The sequence below is a fragment of the Streptomyces stoeckheimensis genome (assembly GCF_045822005.1).
Classification (GTDB): Bacteria; Actinomycetota; Actinomycetes; order Streptomycetales; family Streptomycetaceae; genus Streptomyces; species Streptomyces stoeckheimensis.
Map to the genome: position 1 here is coordinate 3,320,291 of NZ_CP169550.1, position 20,940 is coordinate 3,341,230.

Genomic DNA, 20,940 nt, shown 5'->3' on the forward strand with positions numbered 1-20,940 from the left:
AGAGCGCGAAGGTGCTTCTGAGTCGTTAACGGTCAAGAGGCTAGGGCACGTTGACCCCGCACGAAGGGAGGAGGAGGTCCAAGACCTCCTCCTCCCCGGGTGCTTTCAGCGGCCGTGGTGACATTGAGTGGGCGATTCCTCAAATACGGCGTGAACGGTCAAGCCCTGAGCCTCAGTTGGCTCCCTGGAGCACGGCCGCCGTGTCCCAGATCCGGGAGCGGACGTGACCGAAGGCGAGCAGCACGGGAGCGTCGGTCAGGATGGGGAAGCTGTACGGGAACGGGCGCGGGCCGACCATGTCGGGCGGGCCGCTGTAGCCGCCGTCCGCGTTCTGGTGCGCGAGCAGCCAGGACAGCGCGCGCCCGATGGGCCGGTGGTCGGTCCCGTAGCACAGGGTGATCAACCCGTAGGCGGTGCTGATGTCGTCGCTGGGGTCGCCCGGCTGCATCCCCCAGCCGCCGTCCTCGTTCTGCGTCTCGAGGACCGTGCGCTCGATCCGCTCGGCCATCCGGGCCACGTGATGGTCCTGCGGGCCCGCGGTGCACGCGGCGAGGCGCGCACGGAAGATCGTGTGCAGCCGGCTGCGGCTCCAGCCCGGCTCGAAACCGCCGTCGTCGAGCTGGCTCTCGGTGAGGAAGGTCAGGGCGCGCTGCCGGGCGGCCAGCGTGTCCGGGTGCGGGGCGAGCCCGCAGATGGCCGCGGCCGTCATGCACGGTTCGGAGGAGGCACCGGCGACGTACGTGGGGAACCCGCCGTCGGCGCCCTGGACCGCCAGCAGCCCTTCCACCCCGCGCCGCACGGAGTCCCCGTAGGCGATCGGGTCGATGGCCTGGAGGAACTCCAGGGCGCACGAGGTGTCGTCCACGTCGTTCTGCGCCACGATCTCCGACATCGACCAGCCGTCGGTGAGCGTCGCACCGCGGGAGAGCGAGGCGGGCGCGGCGCCGCCCTGGTGCTCGACGAGCATCCCCGCCATCCGGCGCAGCAGCTCCGTCGGGGCGCCCGCCGCGACCAGGGCCGTGCCGGCGGTCGAGGTGCACCAGTTGTGCATCTCCAGGACGAACGGGAAGCCGCCGTCGGCGCGCTGGTGGCGCAGCAGCGTCTCCAGGCCGCTGCGCACGGTCTCCTCGTTCCCCGGGAAGCCGGCGAGCCCGTGCAGCACCAGCAGGTGCATCAGGGCGTAGCCCTCCCACACCGTCGTCGCGGGGTCCGTGGCGGCCAGGGTCTCCAGCGCGGCGGCGGTGACCTTGTTGTCCACCCCCGCGGCGGCGGCGAGGATCAGGGTCACCGAGGCCTGCTGCACGGCGGCCCAGGAGTGCAGGGGGTCGGAGGGGACCTCGTCGGCGACCGCGTCCAGGACCTCGGGCGGCAGCGGGCAGCCGAGCACGGACAGCACCGCGCACACCATCATGCGGCGGCGGGCGGAGATGAACCCCGGGGCGTCGCCGAGCACGCCCTCGGTCAGCTTGGCGACCAGCTCGGTGCCGCCGGCGGACTCCCGGCCGGTGGCCCGTGCGACGGCGAGGGCGGCGAGGACGCGCTCGAGCTTGTCGGGGGTGTCCTGGTTCGCCCGGAGGAAGTCGAGCAGGCGGTCCCGGGCGGGCGAGTCCGTACCGGTGCGCGTCATCAGCGACAGGGCGAGCGCCGATTCCAGCACCCTGCTCTGGCACTCCTCGCGCAGTGCGCCGTCGGCATCGACCCTGCCGGCGACGTGGGCGATCAGCCGGTCCGTGGCCTCACGCACGTGATCGGGGTCGACTTCGGCGGGCCACGGCATCGGGGCCGCGTACTCCAGATCCGCTATGTACACGGAATGCTCCTTTCTGAACGGCCGGGGAGCGGGATCAGCGGACGCTCTGGGCGAACTGGAAGAACTTGTACGGGTCGTACTTGGCCTTGACCGTGCGCAGCCGCTGGTAGTTCTCCGCGTAGTACGAGCGCTCCCAGTCGGGCAGCCGCGCGTCGATGAAGTTCTGGTAGGTCTCGCCGTTCGAGTAGGGGTCGATGGCGGCGAAGCCCGCGTCGACCCAGCGGTTCGCCGAGGCCTTGGCCTCGTCGGCGACGGGCGCGACGGCGTTCGCGGTGAGGAAGCTGACCGAGAAGAGCGTGTCGCGGTGCACGTACGCGGTGGCGGTGCGCGCCACCTTGTTGGCCTCGCCGCCCAGGGCGGAGATCTGCAGCTGGCGCATCTGGCCGGGCATCCGGTCGCTCTCGAAGACCTCCAGGGCCTTCGCCCAGCCCTCGCGCGGCATCGTCTGCTTGAACAGACGGCTGCGCCAGGCGCCGAACGCGGCGCGCGGGACCTTGCCGCCCGGGCTGGTGTCGTCGCGGTGGCACTCGTCGACGGTGAGCTCGGCGCAGCGGTAGAGCTGCATCATCACGTTCTTGTACGGGGCGGTGAACTTCTGCTTGAACACCGGGGGCACGCCGACGATCGAGAGGAGGCGGGCGATCTCCTCGTCGAAGGCGGGACCGGTGTCCACGGAGCCGAGGAAGATCGACGCGGTCGGGACGGTGCCGGGGGCGGCGTCCGTGAGCGTGACGTTCATGCCGCTGCCGATCGAGTGCGGCGCGTCGACCAGCCACTTCGCCCAGCCGTCGAGCATCTCCAGCGCCTGCGCGTAGGGCCAGACGATATTGATGGCCGCCACGTTGGTGAGGGGCGAGGGGGTGACGTCGTAGTGGGTCACGATGCCGAAGTTGCCGCCGCCGCCGCCGCGCAGGGCCCAGAAGAGGTCCCGGTGCTGCTCGGCCGAGGCGGTCACGATGCGGCCGTCGGCGAGGACCACCTTCGCCGCGGTCACCTTGTCCGAGGCCATGCCGATGTGCCGGGTGAACAGGCCCATGCCGCCACCCTGGAAGAACCCGCCCGCCGCGACGGTCGGGCAGTAGCCGCCGGAAATGCCCAGCCCGGCCGGCGCGAGGGTGTTCGCGATGTCGACCAGCTGCGCGCCGGTGCCGATCCGCGCGGTGCCGTTGCCCGCGCCGAGGGTGACCTCGTTGAGCCCGGACACGTCGATGACGAGGCCCTGGGTCGTGGAGTAGCCGGCGGCGCTGTGGCCACCGCTGCGCGCCGCGACCTCGATGTCGTGGTGCTGGGCGAAGGTCAGACACTTCGCCACGTCGGAGGGGGTCTTGCAGTAGGCGACCGCGCGGGGGTTGGCGGCGTCGAACTGGACCTGGTAGAGCTGCTTGGCGCGCTGGTAGTCCGCGTCGGACGGCAGGACCAGGTGTCCGCTGAGCCGCTCGTCCAGCCGGCCCCACCGGATCCCGGACCGGGTCCGGGCGCCCACGGACGCGGAGGCGGAAGCGGGGAAGACGGCGGACGCGCCGGTCGCGGCGAGGGCGGCTCCGCCGGCGCCGACAAGGAACTTTCTGCGATCGATCATGTGCTGCACTGCCTCTTCTACCAGGAGTTCTTGCGTGCCGGATGGGTGAGTGCCGGGGCACTCGGGAGGGCGCTGACCGCGCCCTCCCTGATGCGGGCTCTGCTCTTACGGGGCTCTGCGCTTACGGGGCCTTCTGCTCCAGGACTTGCGCGAGCGCGGCGGCCAGGGCCTCGGCCGGGTTCTCCTCGCCGCCCGCGCTGCGCCAGGCGACGTGGTTGTCGGGCCGGACCAGCACGGCGCCGTCGGCGGCCGTCTGGCGGACCGCCTCCCACGCACCGTCGACGTCGGCGTACTCCGCGCCTTCACCGATGGCCGCCACGACGACCGGGACCGAGAACGTCTCCGACGCCCGGGCGGCCGCCTCGGACCAGGCCGTCCCCTCGGGGCCGGTGATCAGGACGAAGCCGGTGCGGGCACCGGTCAGGTCGTGCGTGGACAGGCGACGGCCGTCCTGCTCGATCCACGCGTGGGGCAGTCGGTGTCCCGGGCGGGTGGTGGGCTCGTACACGTCGCCCAGAGCCGCGCGGGCCGGCGGCCGGCTGCCGTCGGGGACGACGGCGCCCGCCTCGTAGGCGAAGCCGATCTCCACGTCGTGGGCCCGGCACTCGCCGCGGTGGGTCGCGAAGATCTCCGCGGCCCGCTGACGCTGGGCGGCGCCGACCGGGGTCGGGGCGAAGTAGCCGAAGAACACCGGCGTACGGCGCTCCGGCGGGATGTGCTGGCCGAGGCCGATGGCCCCGTCGATGACGACCTGGTGGTGGGAGGCCGCGGACATGGCCCAGCCCAGGTTGAACTGGCCGACCGGCTTGCGCTCCGCCTCGTAGGTGTCGAGCAGGCTGTCGGGAGCGTTGCCGGCGACGACCGCCGCCAGCTTCCAGGCGAGGTTGTGCGCGTCCTGGATGCCGGTGTTCAGGCCGAGTCCGACGGCGGGCGGCTGGCGGTGCGCGGCGTCACCGGCGAGGAAGACCCGTCCGTAGCGGTAGTGCTCGGCGAGCACCGCCTCCACGGTCCAGCTCGTCACGTCGTGCAGGGTCACGTCCAGCTCGGGCAGACCGAGGACCTCGCGGATCCGGGCGGTCACCGCCTGCGGGTCGGTGCGGTCCACTCCGACGAGGTGGAGGTGCATGCCCCACTCCTCGCAGTTCTTCCCCCAGGTCGGGCCCATCTCGATGAGGGCGCTGGAGAGGTCCTGGCGGTAGGGGTTGAGGAACCAGGTGATGAGCGAGCCCTCGTTCCACACCTCCGACAGGTCCGCGGAGAAGTAGACCGTCGTGGCGTCGAACAGGGAGGGCAGGCCCTGCATGTTCACGCCGAGGGCCGCGCCGACCGTGCGGCCGCCGTCGGCCGCGATGGCGTACCGGGCCACGATCGTGGTGGTCTCGCCGGTCTCCACGTCGCGGATCTCGGCGGTGACGTGGTCGCCCTCCTCGGAGATCGAGGTGAGCTCGTGGCCGAACAGGACGCGTCCGGGATTGCGGCGCTCGGCGTGCTCGCGCAGGATCGGCTCCAGCCGGACCTGGGGCAGCTTCGCCGACAGGGCGGGCCCGGCCGCCGCGTACGTCTCGCTGAGCTCGCCGCCGCCGAAGCCGTCCATCTCGTGGATCAGCCGCGCGTCCAGCGGACCCGCGCCGGTCAGCGTGGTCTGGTAGCGGACCTTGCCGAACTTCTCGAGGGGCGCGCCCTGTTCGAGCACCTCCGCGTCCAGGCCGTGCTGGCGGAAGACCTCCATCGTGCGCTGGTTGATGTAGTGCGCCTTCGGCAGCCGCGAGGTGTCCGCGCGGCGCTCCACCAGCACGTGGCCGACCCCGTGGTCGGACAGGAAGGCGGAGGCCGACAGGCCGGTCCCGCCCCCGCCCACGATCAGGACCGGAACTTCGATGGTTCCCATGTTCGTCTTCGTCCTTCCAGAAAATGACAGCCCGAAATGAGCAATGCGCAGGTGGGAGAGGGTCGTTAAACGGGGTTGTCCAGCGCCCCGTCTTCCAATTGCATGATGTCGAGCACGCCGGACTGCCACCGGTAATAGGACTGGAGCTTGTAGTACTCGCCGTCGGGCTGGGAGGCGACGGCGTACACGAACTTCGTGGTGGGATCCGCCGCGAGCACGTGCTTCACGAACCGCTCGACCTTCGGGTCCAGTTGGACGGAGAGCGAGGTCGGGTCCTCGGTGGCCACGGCAAAGCAGATCCGCTCGACCTTCGGGGAGTCCCAGTTCAGGGTCACGTAGATGCCGAAGGCCTGCCGGCCGAGTTCGAGCATCTGGTCGCTCGGCTCCGCCTGGTCGACCTCGCGGAGCATCGACCGCACGGCATCCGGTGCGAAGCCGCCCGTGGGGGGCTCGCCGAAGTACACGTTGACGGTCTTGTGCTTGTAGTCGATCCCGAGCAGGCCGACCGTTTCGCCCATGCCGTACCGGTCGAAGAACTCGATGCTCTTTCCGAGGCTGGGCGGCATCGACGGAATTGCGGCGAGCTTGGAAATCGCCTGCAGGTCGTTCCGGGGAAAGACCAGCCAGATCTTCTTGAAACCGCGGACGACCCCGAAGTCGATTCCGTAGCTGTCGATCGGGCAGGCGTCCCGGATGTCCGAGAGCAGGGCGCCGACGGGGTGGTCCGTCCGCGGGGTCAGGCCGTGTTCCACGGCGAGCGCGTACGGGTCCACGTCCAGCGGGGTCGTGAACCGGCAGTCGAGCTCGCCCTCGTGCTTCCGGCCGGTCCCGAGCCGGAACGCGACCACGGCCTGCGCGAGGGCGTCGCCGTACATGTCCAGGATGGGCAGGACCTTGTCCCGCGCGCACTCCACGTCCAGCAGGCCGGCCGCTTCCTCGATGGCCGCGTAGAGAACGTGCACCGGGCTTTCTTCGGTGCTCCCGGCCGCCTCACTCATGGCTGTCATCATCTTGGCGCTTCATGTGGGCAAGACTCGGACACCGATCTTGCCGTCCACTGTTCCGCGACTTGACGCCGACTTGGCGGTGATCCCGCAGGCCGGGGCGGGCCCGCCCGCGGGCATGCCTAGCTCCCGGCGGACCGGGGGCTCTCGTTCGAGCCCCGTCCGCCGGGAGCGTGGTGTGCTGCCGGGTCAGCCCTGCCGCAGGGGCTTCTCCTCCAGCCGGCGGGACAGTTCCACCCGGCGCGTCTTCATCGTGGCCGTACGGGGCAGTTCGGCCAGCGGGATCTGGATCGGATCGGCCAGCTGGGGATAGGCGGCGACGGCCGTGCGCCAGCGATCCCGGTCGAGCGGCTCGTCGCCGTGGGTGCAGACGATCGGGACGCCCCGGGAATCGGGGCCCAGTACGACGACGAGCTCGACCAGTTCCTCCAGCTTGTCCAGCACGAGGTCCTCGATCTCCAGGCTGCTGCCCACCCCGGGGATCATGTCGATCTCCCGGTCGAGCATGTGCAGGCAGCCGAACTTGCTGCGGTAGCCGACGTCCCCGGTCCGCCACCAGCCGTCGTGCACGTTGGCGTCGTAGCGCTCCTGCTCACCGTGGTACGTCTTGGCGATGCCGTCCCAACGGGCGTCGATGAGACCGGGGTTCTGTGCGGAGGGCCGCTTGCCGTTCTGGCTCACCAGCCGCACCCGCGCGCTGCCCGGCAGCGGGTAACCCACGCAGCGTCCGTCCATCCGGTGCGCGGACCAGCGGTAGTACGGGCGGCCGACGGCCGGGCCGACCTCGCTCTGCCCGTAGATCTGGAAGAACTGCGCCCTGCGCGCGGAGGCCCCGAGGAGCCGGCGGACCGTCCTCGGGTGGATCGCGTCGAAGGTGCTGCTGAAGTACTTCACCGAGGCGAAGGGCTTGCGGGGATCGTCGGCCAGGTTCTCCCACGCCAGGAAGGAGTTGGGGAGCGCCTCGATCAGGCCGGGCCGGTGCTTCAGGAAGAACTCGGCGACGTCCTCGGGGGCGCCGCGGTTGACCAGCAGCACCGGCATGCCCTTGGTGAGGCACAGGGCCATCGCCGCGAACATCCGGGAGTGGCCGAAGGCGATGTGGATCGCGACCGTCTCCCGCTTGCGCATCAGCGCGAGCAGGACCAGCTGCGGTCGCAGCCGGGCTCGCATCGTCCGCGGGGTGTGCACCACGAGTTTGGGTATCCCGGTGGTGCCGGACGTGTGCGTGATCACCGCCGGCTCGTCCAGTCCCTGGAGGCTGGGACGTACGCCCGGAGAGCCCGCGAGCTCGGCGAGCGAGATCGCTCCGGGGGCGGACTCGCCCACGCTGATCACGCTCCGGGTGAGCTCGGCGAGCGGCAGCTCGGCCAGCGCCTCCAGCTTGGGGCCGTCCGTGAGCAGGTGCGGCTTGTCGAGCCGCTCCATGAGGGCGGCGAGGGTCGGGCCGTCCAGCGTGTGCGACAGCATGACCGGGACCGCGCCCGTGCGCGCCACCGCGGTGGCCAGCAGCCAGACGTCGAAGTTGGCCGCCTTGTGGACCACCACGTGCTCGCCGGCCTTCACCCCGGCGGCCGAGATCCGGCCCGCGAGGTCCTCCACGTGCCCGGCGAGTTCGGCCACCGTCAGGTGCCGGCCCGCCCCGGGCAGGACGTCGAGGTCGTGATCGAGGGTCAGCGGCGTCGACCCGTTGGCCACCGCGGCCCGTTCCGGCACGGACCCGAGATAGAGACCCTGCTTGTGTATCGAATTCCGCCTCATGAGACCTCCGTCCAGACCCGCGTCGCTCCCGGTGTTCGCTGGACAACGGCGGTCTGTATAACGACACTTCGGAGTCCCAGCATCCGCCGAAGGACTTGGGCGGAACTGACCCGCGAGTTGGCCGCCACTTGGCGCGGCGGCGCTCCGCGGGGCGGTCGTGCCGAAGGGCCGGCCCCTGGTGGAGCCGGCCCTTGGTGACCTGCGTCAGGATCCGGTGAGGTGCTCCGGCCGGACCGGGGTCTTGTTCAGCTCCAGCCCGGTCGCGGCGCGGATCGCCGCGAGGACGGCCGGGGTGGACGACAGGGTCGGGGCCTCGCCGATGCCCCGGACCCCGTACGGGGAGTGCGGGTCGCCCATTTCGAGGTAGTCGACCGGGAGCGTCGGCGTGTCGAGGATGGTCGGGAGCAGGTAGTCCGTGAAGGAGGGGTTCTTCACCTTCGCGGTCTTCGGGTCCACGATGATCTCCTCCATGATCGCGACGCCCAGGCCCTGGACGGTGCCGCCCTGGATCTGGCCGACCACGGACAGCGGGTTGAGCGCCTTGCCCACGTCCTGGGCGGTGGCGAGCTCCACGACCTTGACGAGGCCGAGCTCGGTGTCCACCTCCACGACCGCGCGGTGCGCGGCGAAGGAGTACTGGACGTGGCCGTTGCCCTGGCCGGTCCGCAGGTCGAAGGCTTCGGTGGGGCGGTGGCGCCACTCCGCCTCGATCTCCACGACCTCGTCCTCCAGGACGTCCACGAGGGCGACGAGGACCTCTCCCCCGTCGGTGACCACCTTCCCGTCCTCCAGGAGGAGTTCGGCGTCGGCCCACGCCGCGTGCCGGTCGCCGAACTTGCGCCGGCCGATCTCCAGGACCTTCTCGCGGACGAGCCCGCAGGAGTTCTTGATGGATCCGCCGGTCATGTACGTCTGGCGGCCCGCCGAGGTCGAACCGGCCGAGCCCACCTGGGTGTCGGCCGGGTGGATGGTGACCTGCTGGACACCGAGCTCGGTACGGGCGATCTGCGCGTGGATGGTGATGCCGCCCTGGCCGACCTCCGCCATGGCCGTGTGGACCAGCGCGACGGCTTCGCCGTTGACGACCTCCAGGCGCACCTTGGCCGTGGAGTAGTCGTCGAAGCCCTCGGAGAAGCCGACGTTCTTGATGCCGACGGCGTAGCCGACGCCGCGGACGACTCCCTCGCCGTGCGTGGTGTTCGACAGGCCGCCCGGCAGCGCGCGCACGTCGGCCGCGCCGTCGGCGCTCTCCCACTGGCGCTCGGGGGGCAGCGGGCGGGCCTTGACCCGGCGCAGCAGCTCGGCGACCGGGGCCGCGCCTTCCACGACCTGGCCGGTGGGCATGATCGTGCCCTGCTCCATGGCGTTGAGCCGGCGGAACTCCACCGGGTCCATGCCGAGCTTCGCCGCGAGCTTGTCCATCTGGGCCTCGTACGCGAAGCAGGCCTGGACGGCGCCGAAACCGCGCATCGCACCGCACGGCGGGTTGTTCGTGTAGAGGCCGACCGCTTCGATGTCCACGTCGTCGATGACGTACGGGCCGACCGAGAGGGAGGCCGCGTTGCCGACGACCGAGGCCGTGGACGAGGCGTAGGCCCCGCCGTCGAGCACGATCTTGCACTTCATGTGCGTGAGCTTGCCGTCCCGGGTGGCGCCGTGCTCGTAGTACAGCTTCGCCGGGTGGCGGTGCACGTGGCCGAAGAAGGACTCGAAGCGGTTGTAGACCATCTTCACCGGCTTGCCCGTGCGCAGCGCGAGGACGCTGGCGAGGATCTGCATCGAGATGTCCTCGCGGCCGCCGAAGGCGCCGCCGACGCCGGCCATCGTCATGCGGACCTTCTCCTCGGGCAGGCCGAGGACCGGGGCGATCTGCTTGAGGTCCGAGTGCAGCCACTGGGTGGCCACGTACAGGTCGACTCCCCCGTCCTCGCAGGGCACCGCGAGGCCGGACTCGGGGCCGAGGAAGGCCTGGTCCTGCATGCCGAAGGTGTACTCGCCGGTGACGATGACGTCGGCACGCTCCCGGGCCGCCGCCGCGTCTCCGCGGAGGATGGGCTGGCGGTGCACGATGTTCGGGTGCGGGACGTGACCGGCGTGGTGGTCCTCGCGGTTCTCGTGGACGAGTACGGCGTCGGGTGCCAGGGCGGAGGCCGCGTCGGTGACGAGGGGCAGTTCCCGGTACTCGATCTTGATCTTGGCGGCGGCGCGGCGGGCCGTCTCCGGGTGGTCCGCCGCCACCAGGGCGACCGGTTCGCCGTGGTGGCGGACCTTGCCGTGCGCCAGGACCGGAGCGTCCTGGAACTCCATCCCGTAGTACTTGACCGGGGTCGGCAGGTCCTCGTAGGTCATGACCGCGTGGACGCCGGGCACGGTCAGGGCCTCGGAGACGTCGATGGACAGGATCTCGGCGTGCGCCACGGTGCTGCGGAGCGTCTGGCCCCACAGCATCTCCTCGTGCCACATGTCCGAGGAGTACGCGAACTCGCCGGTCACCTTCAGGGTGCCGTCCGGGCGCAGCGTCGACTCGCCTATGCCGCCCTTGGTGCGGGCGCCCTGGGTGCCCTGGGTGACCTCGGTGGGAATGCCGGTGGTGGTGCCAGCCATGATCAGACCGTCTCTTCCTGGAGTCCTTCGTGTTCCCGGCGGGCAGCGGCCAGGCGCACCGCGTCCAGGATCTTCTCGTAGCCCGTGCAGCGGCAGAGGTTGCCGGACAGGGCCTCGCGGATGTCCGCGTCGGACGGCTCGCCGACCCGCTCCAGGAGCTCGTCGGCGGCGACCAGCAGACCGGGGGTGCAGAACCCGCACTGGACGGCGCCGCAGTCGATGAACGCCTGCTGGACGGTGGAGAGTTCGCCACCTTCGGCGGCTGCGGTGTCAACGGCGCCGCTCTCGCTCTCGCCCACGACCGTGCTCGTGTCGCGACCCCCGTGCGCGACACGCTGCCCGGCGTAGGCGGCCAGTCCCTCGACCGTCACCACGTCCCTGCCCTCCGCCTGACCGGCCGCGACCAGACAGGAACAGACCGGCACGCCGTCGAGACGGACGGTGCAGGAACCGCATTCCCCCTGCTCGCAGGCGTTCTTGGAGCCGGGCAGACCCAGCCGCTCGCGCAGCAGGTAGAGGAGGGACTCCCCCTCCCAGACGTCATCCGCCTCTCTCGGACGGCCGTTGACCGTGAGGTTCACGCGCATGTCACGCAACTCCTTCCGCGCCGAGGCTCGTTCCGCGGCGGTACGACTCCCAGGTCCAGCCGAGCGCGCGCCGGGCCTTCGCGGCGAGCGCCTCCCCCCAGTCGGCGGGGCGAAGAAATTCCATGAGCGGCTCTCCTCAATTCATGCGCATGTGGCCAGAAGTCGTCGTCGGCCGCATGCGCAGAAGTAGACCGCGGTCCCCACGGAGCGAGGCAGTCACCGATCGCTCAGAACCGGCTTCGCCGACGGCTGTGGACGAGCATGCTTTCGTACGGCCACATGTCTGTGGCCTGCGACGATCTGCCCCCCGCACACCCCGCGCCGTGCGAAAGTAGCGATCATGCGGCTGCGTGAACTCCTGGACGACACCGAGCTCGGACTGCTCCTGCTCGTCGGCCATGCCACCGACGAGACCGACTCCCCGGCCGACGGCCTGCTCGACCGAGCCATTTCCGCCGTCGCGACCAACGACCTGGCCGACCCCGGCCGCTTCCTCACCGGCGGCGAGCTCGTCCTGACGGGGCTCGCCTGGTGGCGCGCGGACGGGGACGCCGAGTCGTTCGTACGCGTCCTGCGCCGGGCGGGCGTCACGGCCCTCGCGGCCGGCGAGGTCGAGCACGGACTCGTCCCGCACGACCTCGTGCGGGCCTGCCGGCGCCACGGGCTCCCACTGATCGCCGTACGGCCGGAGACCTCGTTCGCCGCGGTCACCGAGCACGTCCTGCGCCGGCTGCACCGGCGGGACCCCGGCAGCCCGGCCTCCACGGCCTCCCTGGCCGCCCTGGTCGAACGCCACCGCCGGCTCCTCGCCGACCGGGCCGCGCCGGACTCCGTACTGGAGCTGCTGCGGCACACCCTCGGCCTCGACGTGCGCGTCCTGTCCGCGACCGGACGCCAGATCGCCGGAGCCCGGCCGCCGCTGCGCGCCAAGACCGCGGCGGCACTGGCCGCCCGCCACCTCGCAGCCCGCCGCGCGGGCGAGACGGCCCCGCACACCGTCACGGTCGGCGCCCGCCTCTACTCCCTCGTACCGGTGCCGGGACCGGGGCCGGGGCCGGGACCCGCTCCCGACGCCGCCGAACTGGGCGACTGGCTGCTCGTCATGGAGTCCGACAGCTCGCTCTGGCCCGCTCCCGACCGGGAACTCCTCGACCGCACCGCCGAACTGGTCGCCGACGCCCGCGCCGCCCACGAGCAGTCCAAGACGGCCCGCAACGACCTGGCCGACCGGTCCCTCGCCCTGCTGCACGACAGCAGCGTCCCGGCCGAGGAGATCCCCATCCGCCTGCGCAGCACCGCGCAGGCCGTGGTCAGCGGGGTCGGCCACTGGCCGCGCTGCCAGTTCGTGGTCGCCTCGGGCGAGCGGCGCGGAGCCGGCCCCGTCCCCGCCGCGGCCCTGCGCGTCCTCCTGGAGGAGGCCCTGGTCCAGGAGGACGGCCCGGTGCCGGTCTCCTCGGAGGACATCGCCGCCACCGTCGACGGCGACCGGGCCGTACTCCTCGTCCTGGTCCCCGAGCCCTCGGACACCCGTCCCGACCCGGCCCTCGACCACGCCGCGCTCCAGCGCAGGCTCTCCGCGGCGCTCGCCCGCTGGCTCGGCCCGGGGGACGGCGTCTCCATCGGCGTCAGCTCCCCGGTGGCCGAGCCGGGCAACGCCCGCCGGTCACTGGAGCAGGCCCGCAACGCCCTGCGGATCGCCCACGCCGCCCCCGAGCAGGTGACCGTCCGCGGCCCGGAGGACCTCACCTCGCACATCCTGACCCTGCTCCCCCTCATCCCGGCCGAAGCCCGCCGGGCCTTCGCCGCCCGCCTCCTGGGCCCCCTGCGCGATCACGACGCCCGCCACCGGACCGAGCTCCTGGCCACCCTGGAGGCCTTCCTCGACTGCGACGCCTCCTGGACCGCCTGCGCGGCCCGCCTCCACCTCCACGTGAACTCGCTGCGTCAGCGGATCGCCCGCATCGAACAGCTCACGCACCGCGACCTGTCCCGCCTGGAAACCCGACTGGACTTCCTGGCGGCCCTGAAATCCGGCTGACCGGCCCCCCTCCGGGCGGCCGCAGTCGCTAGGGTTGACCCATGACCGGACTGCCCGACTGGATGCGCCCGCCGCGCGAGGAAGGCTGGTTCGCGGAGGACCTCGACCGCCTCCCCGAGGCGCCTCGCCACACAGAGCTCATCGATGGAGCCCTCATCTTCATGATGTCGCCCCAGCGGTCCTGGCATGGCCGCCTTGTCACCACGCTGACCACCACGCTGATGGCACAGGTACCCGCCGGCTTCGAGGTCGAGCGGGAGATGACCATCCGCCTCGATGCCCGCAACCGACCCGAGCCGGACCTCCTGCTGACGGACCTGTCCTATGACCCCGACCGCACCTGGTACGCCCCGGAAGCCGTGAAGCTCGTCGTCGAGGTCGTCTCACCCGAATCCGCCCACCGCGACCGCATCGTCAAGCTGCGCAAGTACGCGGAGGCCGGCATCCCGCACTACTGGCGCATCGAGAACGAGGACGGGGCCCCCGCCGTGCACGTCTTCGAGCTCGAAGAACCGGCAGGCGCCTACGCTCCTGCCGGGATCTTCCGGGGCACCCTCCGACGCCCGGTGCCCTTCGAGATCAGCCTGGACCTCGACAAGCTCACGCCGCCCCGCCGCAGCTGAAGAGCCGGCACGCGGAAGGGGCCGGACTCCTCGGAGTCCGGCCCCTTCTGTACTGCACCGCTACGAGCCCGCGGTCAGAGCCGCTTCGCGCTGCGCAGGGTCGCCGCGTAGTAGCCGTTGCCGTCGAGGCGGGAGGTGCCGCCCTTGTCGCCGATGGTCGGGCCGTTGGCCTCTTCACGGCTGGAGATGAAGATCTGGTGGCCGTCGGTGTCGGTGCCGAGGAACATGCCGGTGTGGTCCAGCCGGTCTCCGGTGCGCCCGTCCAGCTTGAAGAACAGCAGGTCGCCGGGTTGCAGGACGTCGATGGAGGTGGGCCGGCCATCGGCGCCGACGCCCTTGAGCGGGATGACGTCCACGCCGGCCTTGGAGCGGGCCATGCCGTTCGCGGTGCGCGGCAGGCCGTCGCCGGCGGTGTCCGAGGCCATCAGCGGGAAGCGCGCCCGGTAGCCGAACACGGTCCGGATGAAGCCGGAGCAGTCCATCGAGCGGGCGCGCATCGCTTCGGGCTTCGCGGTGGTCCCGCTGCGGAAGGTGTACGGGATGCCGAGGTAGTCGTAGAAGTCCGACTCCTCCAGGCGGTAGTCGTTGCCGACCGAGCCCTTGGGGTTGATCGGGCCGAAGCTCGCGTCGCCCGCGTACGCGACGCCCTCCGCGTCCTTCTTCACCGGGGCCTGGTCTCCGTACTGGAAGGCGATCGCGAAGAGGTCGTCCTCCTCGCTCCCCTGGTACTTCTTGAACCACTCCTGGAACCACTGCTCCTTCTCGGCCCCGCCGCGCCAGGTCTCCGGCATCAGCCGCACCCAGTTCTCGGTGACCACCCGGGTCTTGGTGGTGGCCGGTTCGGTGAAGGTACGGCTGGGGCCGGTGAGGGTGGCGGTGCGGGCGCCGTCCGTGAAGGTGGCGAGGATCCCGCCCTTGCCGTCGCGCAGCACGGACCGCTCGGGGTTCTTCAGCCGCTCCCACTTCTGGGCGCCCTCGTCGCCCCCCTTGGCCGCTACGGGGGCGTCGACGAGCGACTGGATGGCGGGCGCCTTGGCCTGCTCCTCCTTGCGCAGCTCGATGGTGAAGTAGACGCTGCCGGCCAGCAGGGCGATCACGGTGGCCGCGTGCAGGACGGGACGTGTGCGGCGCTTGGACGTGGCGGTCATCGGTTACTCCGGGCGAGGTCGGTCGGGCGGAAGCAAGGGCGGAAGCAAGGGCGGGCAGCGCCGCGGACGGGGGCGGAGGGCCGGGCCGGGATCACGCGTGCGGCATGACGCCGAGCAGGATGCCGGCGGTCAGGACGACGTACGTCATGAGCGTCGCGGAGCCGGTGGCCAGCAGCGTGGCCCCCTTGGGCTGGCGGACCAGCTGGTAGGCGATCAGGCCGGGCACGATGAAGCCGAGGGTCTGGTTCGCGTACAGCAGCGGGAACTTCATCTGCAGCAGGATCACCACACCGCCCTGGAGCAGCACGCCGATGAGCACGACGGTCGCGAACAGCCGCTTGCCGTAGAGGATCACGTAGCGCTGCGCGACGAGCGTGAGCGCGTACGTCAGGACGGTGACGCCGAGGACGATCGCGGCGCGCTGGAGGTCCTCGATGAGGGTGAGGGCGAGCCAGCCCGGGGTGATCATGCCGCCGGGGGAAAGGTTGGTCGTCAGGTAGCAGACGAGGGAGAACAGCAGGCCCAGGGCGATGCCGATCGCGGCGATCTCGGGGGTGAGGACGGCGGGGATCAACGGGGTTCTCCTGGGTTGGACCACTGTGGGGACTGCGGGTGCTCGGGCTGGGGCCGCCGGGGCGGCGGCGGGAGCTGCGGCTGCTGCTGCAGGGGCACCGGCTGCGGCTGCGGCTGCTGGAGCTGCGGCCACTGCGCCGCCTGGTACTGGTGCTCCGCGGGCGAGAGGTGCTCGTACGAGGGCTCGTACGGCTGGTGGTGCTGCGCGAACTGCTGCTGCGGGAACTGCTGGCTCGCGTAAGGCTGGACCGCGTACTGCTGGCCCGCGTACCGCTGGCCCGCGCCGCGCGGCACCGGGATGTGCGGGGTGCGCATCCGGCGCTCCTCCTCGGCCGCGGGCAGGTTCGCGTACGGGTCGAGGTGCTTGACGTACAGCGCCATGGTCTGGTCGTGCCGTACGTGCCCGGCCGGCGTTCCCGGCGTTCCCGACGCGGACGGGGCCTCGCCGTCCTCCTCGAAGGAGGGCAGCTCGGCGAGGTGTTCCAGCAAGATCTCGCCCTGGCCGTGGATGTTGCCGATGGCCACGAGCGAGGACTCCTGGCCGAGGTGGTCGAGGAGCTCGTGCATGAACTCCTCGCCGTCACGGTCACCGCCGAGGTCGACGGCTCGGCCGCGCCACTCGGCGGGGATCGCGTCGACGGCGCTCTTCGCCGGGTGGCCGATGACGAACACCTTGTCGGGCTGGAGGTCGGGCACGATCTGGCCCATCTGGCCGTTGCGCTCGACCCGGTCGGGCCGACAGTTGATGACCACGTTCAGCGGGCGGCTGATCGCACCGAGGTCGAGGAGCTGGTTGATGTTCATCAGCGTGGACTCGGGGTCGTTGGCCGCGAACACGTTGGCGAAGCGCAGCCGCTTGCCGCCGGGGCCGATGTAGCGCTCGACGGAGAGCACGCCCGGGTCCGGCGGGGCGTCGTACATGCCCTGCAGTGCGGTCTCCCGGTCGATGCCGAGGAGCTCGGCCACGACGAGCGCGATGGCCACGTTCTCCTTGAAGGTGAACCAGCTGAAGCCGCGCAGCTCCTCGTCGCTGACGATCTCCGGGTCTGCGTAGACGAGTTGGCAGTTCCGCGCGTCCGCCTCCTCCTGGAGGACGTGGAAGCGGTCCTTCTCGGCGGTGACGCAGATGCCGCCGTGCGGCATGGAGCGGGACAGCGAGCGGCCGATGTCGTCGAGGGTCGGGCCCATCTCGGCCACGTGGTCCTCGCGGACGTTGCACAGCACGCCGATGGTGGACTGGATCAGCTTTTCCTGGTTGAGCTCCTGGAGCGGGGGCATGACGGCCATGCACTCCATGACCAGCGCGTCGGGCTTGTAGGCCGCCGCGCGGCGCACGATGCCGATCTGCTCGACGACGTTGGCGATGCCGAACTTGCGGTAGACCGGCTCCTCGGTGGCGTCGGGGTGGATGAAGCGGGCCGCGGTGCCGGTGGTCTTGGCGACCGTGACCAGCCCGCCGCCGCGCAGCGCGCCCGCGACGAGCCGGGTGATGGAGCTCTTGCCGCGGATGCCGTTGACCAGCACCCGGGTGGGTATGTCCGCCAGGTTCGCGAAGTGGCGCCGCTGCTCGACGATGCCGGCGATCAGCATCACCACGCAGCACACGACCAGCACGCTGAAGAGAAAGAGCACGGGTCAGTTCCTTCCGGCCTTGGCAGCCTGGCCGGTCCGGCCGGCGGTGGCGCTGGCTTCCCGCTTGCGCAGCTCCTGGAGCTGCTGCCTGACGACTTCCAGGCTGCGGGTGACGGCGCCGACCTCGTCGTGGTGGCGCGGGTAGAGGACGGTACGGCGGTCGCCGTCCGCCAGGGCTTCGGCGCGCTTCGCGAGGTCGCGCAGGGCCCGGATCACCACGATGTGGAGCCAGCCGAGGCAGACCAGGGCGGCCGTGAGGCCGAGCAGGCCCGCCAGCACCGTGCGGTTCTGCAGGTTGTACTCGGGGATGGCCAGGCCCTTGGCCGGCTGCCAGCTCACCACGGTCCAGGCGAGCGGCTTCGCGGCGCCGCCTCCCGCCATGGGGACCGCGGCGGCAATCGTGATGTCGGTGATGTCATCGCGCTTGCCGCGCAGCAGGACGCTGCTGGGTCGCGGACCCTTGCCGACCTTCTGGTTGGCGCCGGCCGCCAGCGCCCGCATGCTCTCGTTGGGCAGCTGCTGGAAGGCCAGGTAGCCGTTGTTGCCGGCGATGACGCGCTGCTTCTCGTCGATCACCCGGATCTCGCCCAAACCGGGCCGCTTGAGCAGGGAGTTGAGGAAGTCGATGCGCAGCTCGCCGACCACGGACGCGCCCTTGAGGCCGGGGGCCGCGGCGAACTCGATGATGACCGGCGCGTTGCCGGACTCGAGCAGCACCACGGGCTCGTCGACTGGGGGCTTGGCGTTCGGGCGCCGGGGCTCGGCCCCGACCTTGGCGGTGATGGTGCCGTTCTCCTGGAGCACGTACAGCGACTCGTAGCGCTGGTGCTGCCTGAGGGTGCGCTCCAGGATGCCGGTCATCTCGGCGGGGGTGGTGGCCGGGCCGATCAGCGAGCCCACGGAGGTGAGGTCGGCGTGCCCCTCGTTGAGGGCGCGGCGGACCCGGTCGGCCATGGTGTCGGTGCGTTCGCGCTGGTCGTGTACGAGCGTCTGCGGTACGGGGACGGATTCGCCGGCCCGGTTGAGCAGCAGCACCAGGGGCGCGGACCACAGCAGCAGGAGCGCGCCGCAGGTGGCGAGCAGGGCGCGGGCGCCGATCCGGCCGCGGCCGCGGCCGGGGTCGTGGGCCTTCTGGGCCTCGGCGGACTCGCCGAGCAGCTGGCGGCGCAGCCGCTCCAGGGCGGTGCCGATGCGGGCGGCCTCGCCGTACTTGGGTCGGTTGACCGGACGGTTCAGGTCGCCGCGGCTGAGCCGGCGGCTCTCCAGGAAGAGCCGGAGCAGCGGCCTCTGCACGGTGCCGATGAGGAGGGAGACCGCGAGGAGGCCGATGACGAGCAGGACGGCCGCGGCGGCGATCCCGAAGAACGGGTCGACGACGGCGGTGGGGTCCTCGGTGACGCCGACGAGCGAGATGACGGTCAGTCCGAGGGCGGTGGCGGCGGTGCCCTTGCCCGCCTCGGGGCCGATCAGGCTCGCGTAGCCGACGACGGTCCGCTCACCGCCGGCGGAGGGGCCGAGCAGGCTGCCGCTGACACCGCGGAAACCGCCCCCGCCGGGCTCCTTGGTGGTCAGCGGGTTGGCCTTCGTCTTCCGCGCGGCGGTCTTGGCGTACTTCTTGAGCTGCTTGCGGGCCCGCTCGGTCTCTTCCTTGACGTCGTCCGACTGGATCTGCTCGTCGTTGGCGAGGCCGTCGCTGCTGAGGATCTGACCGGTGGAGTCGGCGACCGCGATGGCCCGGAACTTGCCGAGGCTGACGCCGGGGAACCGCAGGCTGCTCGAAGCGACGAGCAGCTTCTGGGCTGGCCGGGCCAGGACAGTACGGCGAAGGTGAGCAGACGGGTCTCGCCGTTCTCTAGCCGCACCATGCGCGGGACGAGGCCGCCCGCCTCGGTGAGCTTGGTGTGGTCGAGGGCGGTCAGCGGCACGTTCTCGCCGCGCTGGGCCTCCAGCCGACCCGACTTGACCTCGAGGACGGCCGTGCCGCGCCACTTCTGGTAGACGTTGCCGAGCTTGTCGAGCACCGTGTCGGCGGAGACCGGGCTGCCCGCGTTGAAGAGGGTGGCGGTGCGGGAGATGTCAGTGATCGACTCGTCCAGCGAGGCCCGCATCGCGATGGCGCCGTCCTCGGCGAAGTACTGCTCGGACGTGCGGACCGCCTCGGGGACGGACTCGTCGCCCACCTTGCCGAGGTGGAAGGCGGTGAGCGCGGCCAGGGCGAGCAGCAGCGCGGACAGCGCGGCGATGGGCGGCCGGATGCCGCCCAGCAGCGACATGTCCGCCCTGCGGCGGACCTTCTGCCGCCGCTTCGTGCGCGACGCGGACAACGGGACTCCTGTGGGATGTGGGTAAAGGTGCGGGTGCGGGTGCGGGGCGGTTCGCTGTACGGCGCTCCGTCAGCGGGTCGTCAGGGGAGCCAGTCCGTCCTTCCCACCACCCCGGTTGAGCAGGGTGCCCTGAGTGCGGTCGTACGCGAGCCGGTAGCGGGCGCGCCGCTCGGGCGTCAGCCCGCCGCCGTCCTTCAGCGCGGCGGCGAGGTCGATCAGCCGGTGGTCCGTGACCTGTCCGGTGTCGGGCACCTTGACCGCGGGGTCGGCCGCCTCCAGGTCCGGGGGCAGCTCCACGAAGGTGGGGACGTACCGGGCCCGGACATCCCACGTGCCGTTCTTCTCCGCGAACTCGAACCAGCCGATGACGCCTTCCTCGGACAGTCCGCTGGGCACCTCGTGCCGGGCGAGCTGGTTGCCCAGCCCGTACGCGACCCAGATGTCGCCGACCTTCTCCACGGGCTGGACGACATGGGCGTGGTGGCCGATGACCAGGTTGATGCCGGTCTTCTCGGCGATCTTCTCGGCGAGGCGCAGCTGGACCGCGTTCGGGGCGGGCTGGTGTTCCGTGCCCCAGTGGATGCTGAGGATGACGACCTCGGCGCCGGCGGCCCGGGCGGCCTTCTCGGCGGCCGAGATGGCGTCCAGCGAGGTCTTGTTCACCAGCCAGGGCTTGTCGGCGGGGACCTCGCGGCCGTTGAACCCGCCGGCGAAGGAGATCTGTGCGACCTTGACGCCCTTGACGTCCATGATCAGCGGCGTGCCGCCCTCTTGCGGGGTGCGGGCGGAGCCGGTGTGCTTGAGGCCCGCCTTGTCGAGGGCGTCGAGGGTGCTCTTGACGCCGCCCTCGCCGTGGTCGAGCGCGTGGTTCGACGCGGTCGAGCAGGTGTCGTACCCGATGTCCTTGAGGGTCGTGGCGATCTGCGGCGGCGCGAGGAAGTCGGGGAAGCTCTGGAACGGCCCCTCGGGCTTGCCCAGCACCGGCTCCATGTGGCAGATCGCCAGGTCGGCCTTGCCGATGACCGGCTTCACCGAAGCCATCATCGGGCCGAAGTCCATGCCGCCCTTGCCCGCGGCCTTGCCGTCCTGCTCGGCCTGGGCGGTCAGCTCGGGGTGGATGAGGACGTCGCCGGCCGCGGCCACGGTGAAGGAACGGCCCTTGGCTCCCACAGCCAGACGGCCCTTGGCGTCACCACCGGATTCCCCGTCTCCGAGAAGTCCACAGCCGGCGAGGGCGGTGGACAGAAGAAGGGCGAGAACTCCGGACCGGAGCGCGACGAGAGAGGCGGATATCTTCACTCGGTCTATCTTTATCCGACCATGACTCCGTTCCTTGCGAAACGTATAACGATTAAGGCAACTCTGTGCACGG

Annotated in this window: 16 protein-coding genes; 3 read left to right on the forward strand and 13 right to left on the reverse strand. The window is 71.3% G+C overall.

The genetic code is table 11. The features are described from left to right. Positions 1-172: 172 nt before the first annotated feature. The 8 genes from ACE1OC_RS14815 to ACE1OC_RS14850 form a co-directional block, all read right to left on the reverse strand. Positions 173-1,810, reverse strand: a complete 1,638-nt coding sequence (locus ACE1OC_RS14815; protein ID WP_407837411.1) for a prenyltransferase/squalene oxidase repeat-containing protein — start codon at positions 1,808-1,810, stop codon at positions 173-175. Positions 1,811-1,844: 34 nt separating this feature from the next. Further along, the gene (locus ACE1OC_RS14820; protein WP_407837412.1) at positions 1,845-3,389 is read right to left on the reverse strand and encodes an FAD-binding oxidoreductase; all 1,545 of its coding nucleotides are present in this window, start codon (positions 3,387-3,389) and stop codon (positions 1,845-1,847) included. Between the two features lie 121 nt (positions 3,390-3,510). Continuing rightward, positions 3,511-5,277 (reverse strand): FAD-dependent monooxygenase, encoded by a 1,767-nt coding sequence (locus ACE1OC_RS14825; protein ID WP_407837413.1) that lies wholly within the window; start codon positions 5,275-5,277, stop codon positions 3,511-3,513. Between the two features lie 65 nt (positions 5,278-5,342). Continuing rightward, positions 5,343-6,275, reverse strand: coding sequence for an aromatic prenyltransferase (locus ACE1OC_RS14830; protein ID WP_407837414.1), 933 nt, complete (start codon positions 6,273-6,275; stop codon positions 5,343-5,345). A gap of 195 nt (positions 6,276-6,470) precedes the next feature. Next, positions 6,471-8,039 (reverse strand): class I adenylate-forming enzyme family protein, encoded by a 1,569-nt coding sequence (locus tag ACE1OC_RS14835; RefSeq protein WP_407837415.1) that lies wholly within the window; start codon positions 8,037-8,039, stop codon positions 6,471-6,473. Positions 8,040-8,243: 204 nt separating this feature from the next. Then, positions 8,244-10,643: a xanthine dehydrogenase family protein molybdopterin-binding subunit gene (locus ACE1OC_RS14840; RefSeq protein WP_407837416.1), complete on the reverse strand. Its 2,400-nt coding sequence runs from the start codon at positions 10,641-10,643 to the stop codon at positions 8,244-8,246. Positions 10,644-10,645: 2 nt separating this feature from the next. After that, positions 10,646-11,230, reverse strand: a complete 585-nt coding sequence (locus tag ACE1OC_RS14845; protein ID WP_407837417.1) for a (2Fe-2S)-binding protein — start codon at positions 11,228-11,230, stop codon at positions 10,646-10,648. 1 nt (position 11,231) lies between these two features. Continuing rightward, positions 11,232-11,354: a hypothetical protein gene (locus tag ACE1OC_RS14850; RefSeq protein WP_407837418.1), complete on the reverse strand. Its 123-nt coding sequence runs from the start codon at positions 11,352-11,354 to the stop codon at positions 11,232-11,234. A gap of 216 nt (positions 11,355-11,570) precedes the next feature. Here ACE1OC_RS14850 and ACE1OC_RS14855 point away from each other — a divergent pair, with 216 nt between their 5' ends. Together ACE1OC_RS14855 and ACE1OC_RS14860 are read left to right on the forward strand one after the other, a co-directional pair. Next, positions 11,571-13,268 carry a PucR family transcriptional regulator gene (locus ACE1OC_RS14855; RefSeq protein ID WP_407837419.1) on the forward strand — a complete coding sequence of 566 codons (1,698 nt, stop codon included), beginning with the start codon at positions 11,571-11,573 and terminating at the stop codon, positions 13,266-13,268. A 41-nt stretch (positions 13,269-13,309) separates the two neighbouring features. Then, positions 13,310-13,891 carry a Uma2 family endonuclease gene (locus ACE1OC_RS14860; RefSeq protein ID WP_407837420.1) on the forward strand — a complete coding sequence of 194 codons (582 nt, stop codon included), beginning with the start codon at positions 13,310-13,312 and terminating at the stop codon, positions 13,889-13,891. Positions 13,892-13,965: 74 nt separating this feature from the next. On the opposite strand, the gene ACE1OC_RS14865 is transcribed toward ACE1OC_RS14860, so the two are convergent. From ACE1OC_RS14865 to ACE1OC_RS14880, 4 genes are all read right to left on the reverse strand, one after another. Further along, positions 13,966-15,039, reverse strand: coding sequence for a C40 family peptidase (locus ACE1OC_RS14865; RefSeq protein ID WP_407837421.1), 1,074 nt, complete (start codon positions 15,037-15,039; stop codon positions 13,966-13,968). A gap of 91 nt (positions 15,040-15,130) precedes the next feature. Further along, entirely contained in the window at positions 15,131-15,613 is a 483-nt protein-coding gene (locus tag ACE1OC_RS14870; protein WP_243335815.1) for a poly-gamma-glutamate biosynthesis protein PgsC/CapC, read from the reverse strand. Beyond that, the gene (pgsB, locus tag ACE1OC_RS14875) at positions 15,610-17,244 is read right to left on the reverse strand and encodes a poly-gamma-glutamate synthase PgsB (protein WP_407837422.1); all 1,635 of its coding nucleotides are present in this window, start codon (positions 17,242-17,244) and stop codon (positions 15,610-15,612) included. Before pgsB ends, ACE1OC_RS14870 begins: the two co-directional genes overlap by 4 nt. A gap of 3 nt (positions 17,245-17,247) precedes the next feature. Then, entirely contained in the window at positions 17,248-19,233 is a 1,986-nt protein-coding gene (locus ACE1OC_RS14880; protein WP_407837423.1) for a HAMP domain-containing protein, read from the reverse strand. Positions 19,234-19,254: 21 nt separating this feature from the next. Here ACE1OC_RS14880 and ACE1OC_RS14885 point away from each other — a divergent pair, with 21 nt between their 5' ends. After that, entirely contained in the window at positions 19,255-19,593 is a 339-nt protein-coding gene (locus ACE1OC_RS14885; protein WP_407837424.1) for a hypothetical protein, read from the forward strand. A gap of 44 nt (positions 19,594-19,637) precedes the next feature. On the opposite strand, the gene ACE1OC_RS14890 is transcribed toward ACE1OC_RS14885, so the two are convergent. Then, the gene (locus tag ACE1OC_RS14890; RefSeq protein WP_407837425.1) at positions 19,638-20,867 is read right to left on the reverse strand and encodes a CapA family protein; all 1,230 of its coding nucleotides are present in this window, start codon (positions 20,865-20,867) and stop codon (positions 19,638-19,640) included. Positions 20,868-20,940: the final 73 nt, after the last annotated feature.

Coding starts and splice junctions, on each gene's coding strand:
- ACE1OC_RS14820 (WP_407837412.1), bottom strand. CDS start 3,389: ATGATCGATCGCAGAAAGTTCCTTGTCGGCGCCGGCGGAGCCGCCCTC.
- ACE1OC_RS14825 (WP_407837413.1), bottom strand. CDS start 5,277: ATGGGAACCATCGAAGTTCCGGTCCTGATCGTGGGCGGGGGCGGGACC.
- ACE1OC_RS14830 (WP_407837414.1), bottom strand. CDS start 6,275: ATGAGTGAGGCGGCCGGGAGCACCGAAGAAAGCCCGGTGCACGTTCTC.
- ACE1OC_RS14835 (WP_407837415.1), bottom strand. CDS start 8,039: ATGAGGCGGAATTCGATACACAAGCAGGGTCTCTATCTCGGGTCCGTG.
- ACE1OC_RS14840 (WP_407837416.1), bottom strand. CDS start 10,643: ATGGCTGGCACCACCACCGGCATTCCCACCGAGGTCACCCAGGGCACC.
- ACE1OC_RS14845 (WP_407837417.1), bottom strand. CDS start 11,230: ATGCGCGTGAACCTCACGGTCAACGGCCGTCCGAGAGAGGCGGATGAC.
- ACE1OC_RS14850 (WP_407837418.1), bottom strand. CDS start 11,354: ATGGAATTTCTTCGCCCCGCCGACTGGGGGGAGGCGCTCGCCGCGAAG.
- ACE1OC_RS14855 (WP_407837419.1), top strand. CDS start 11,571: ATGCGGCTGCGTGAACTCCTGGACGACACCGAGCTCGGACTGCTCCTG.
- ACE1OC_RS14860 (WP_407837420.1), top strand. CDS start 13,310: ATGACCGGACTGCCCGACTGGATGCGCCCGCCGCGCGAGGAAGGCTGG.
- ACE1OC_RS14865 (WP_407837421.1), bottom strand. CDS start 15,039: ATGACCGCCACGTCCAAGCGCCGCACACGTCCCGTCCTGCACGCGGCC.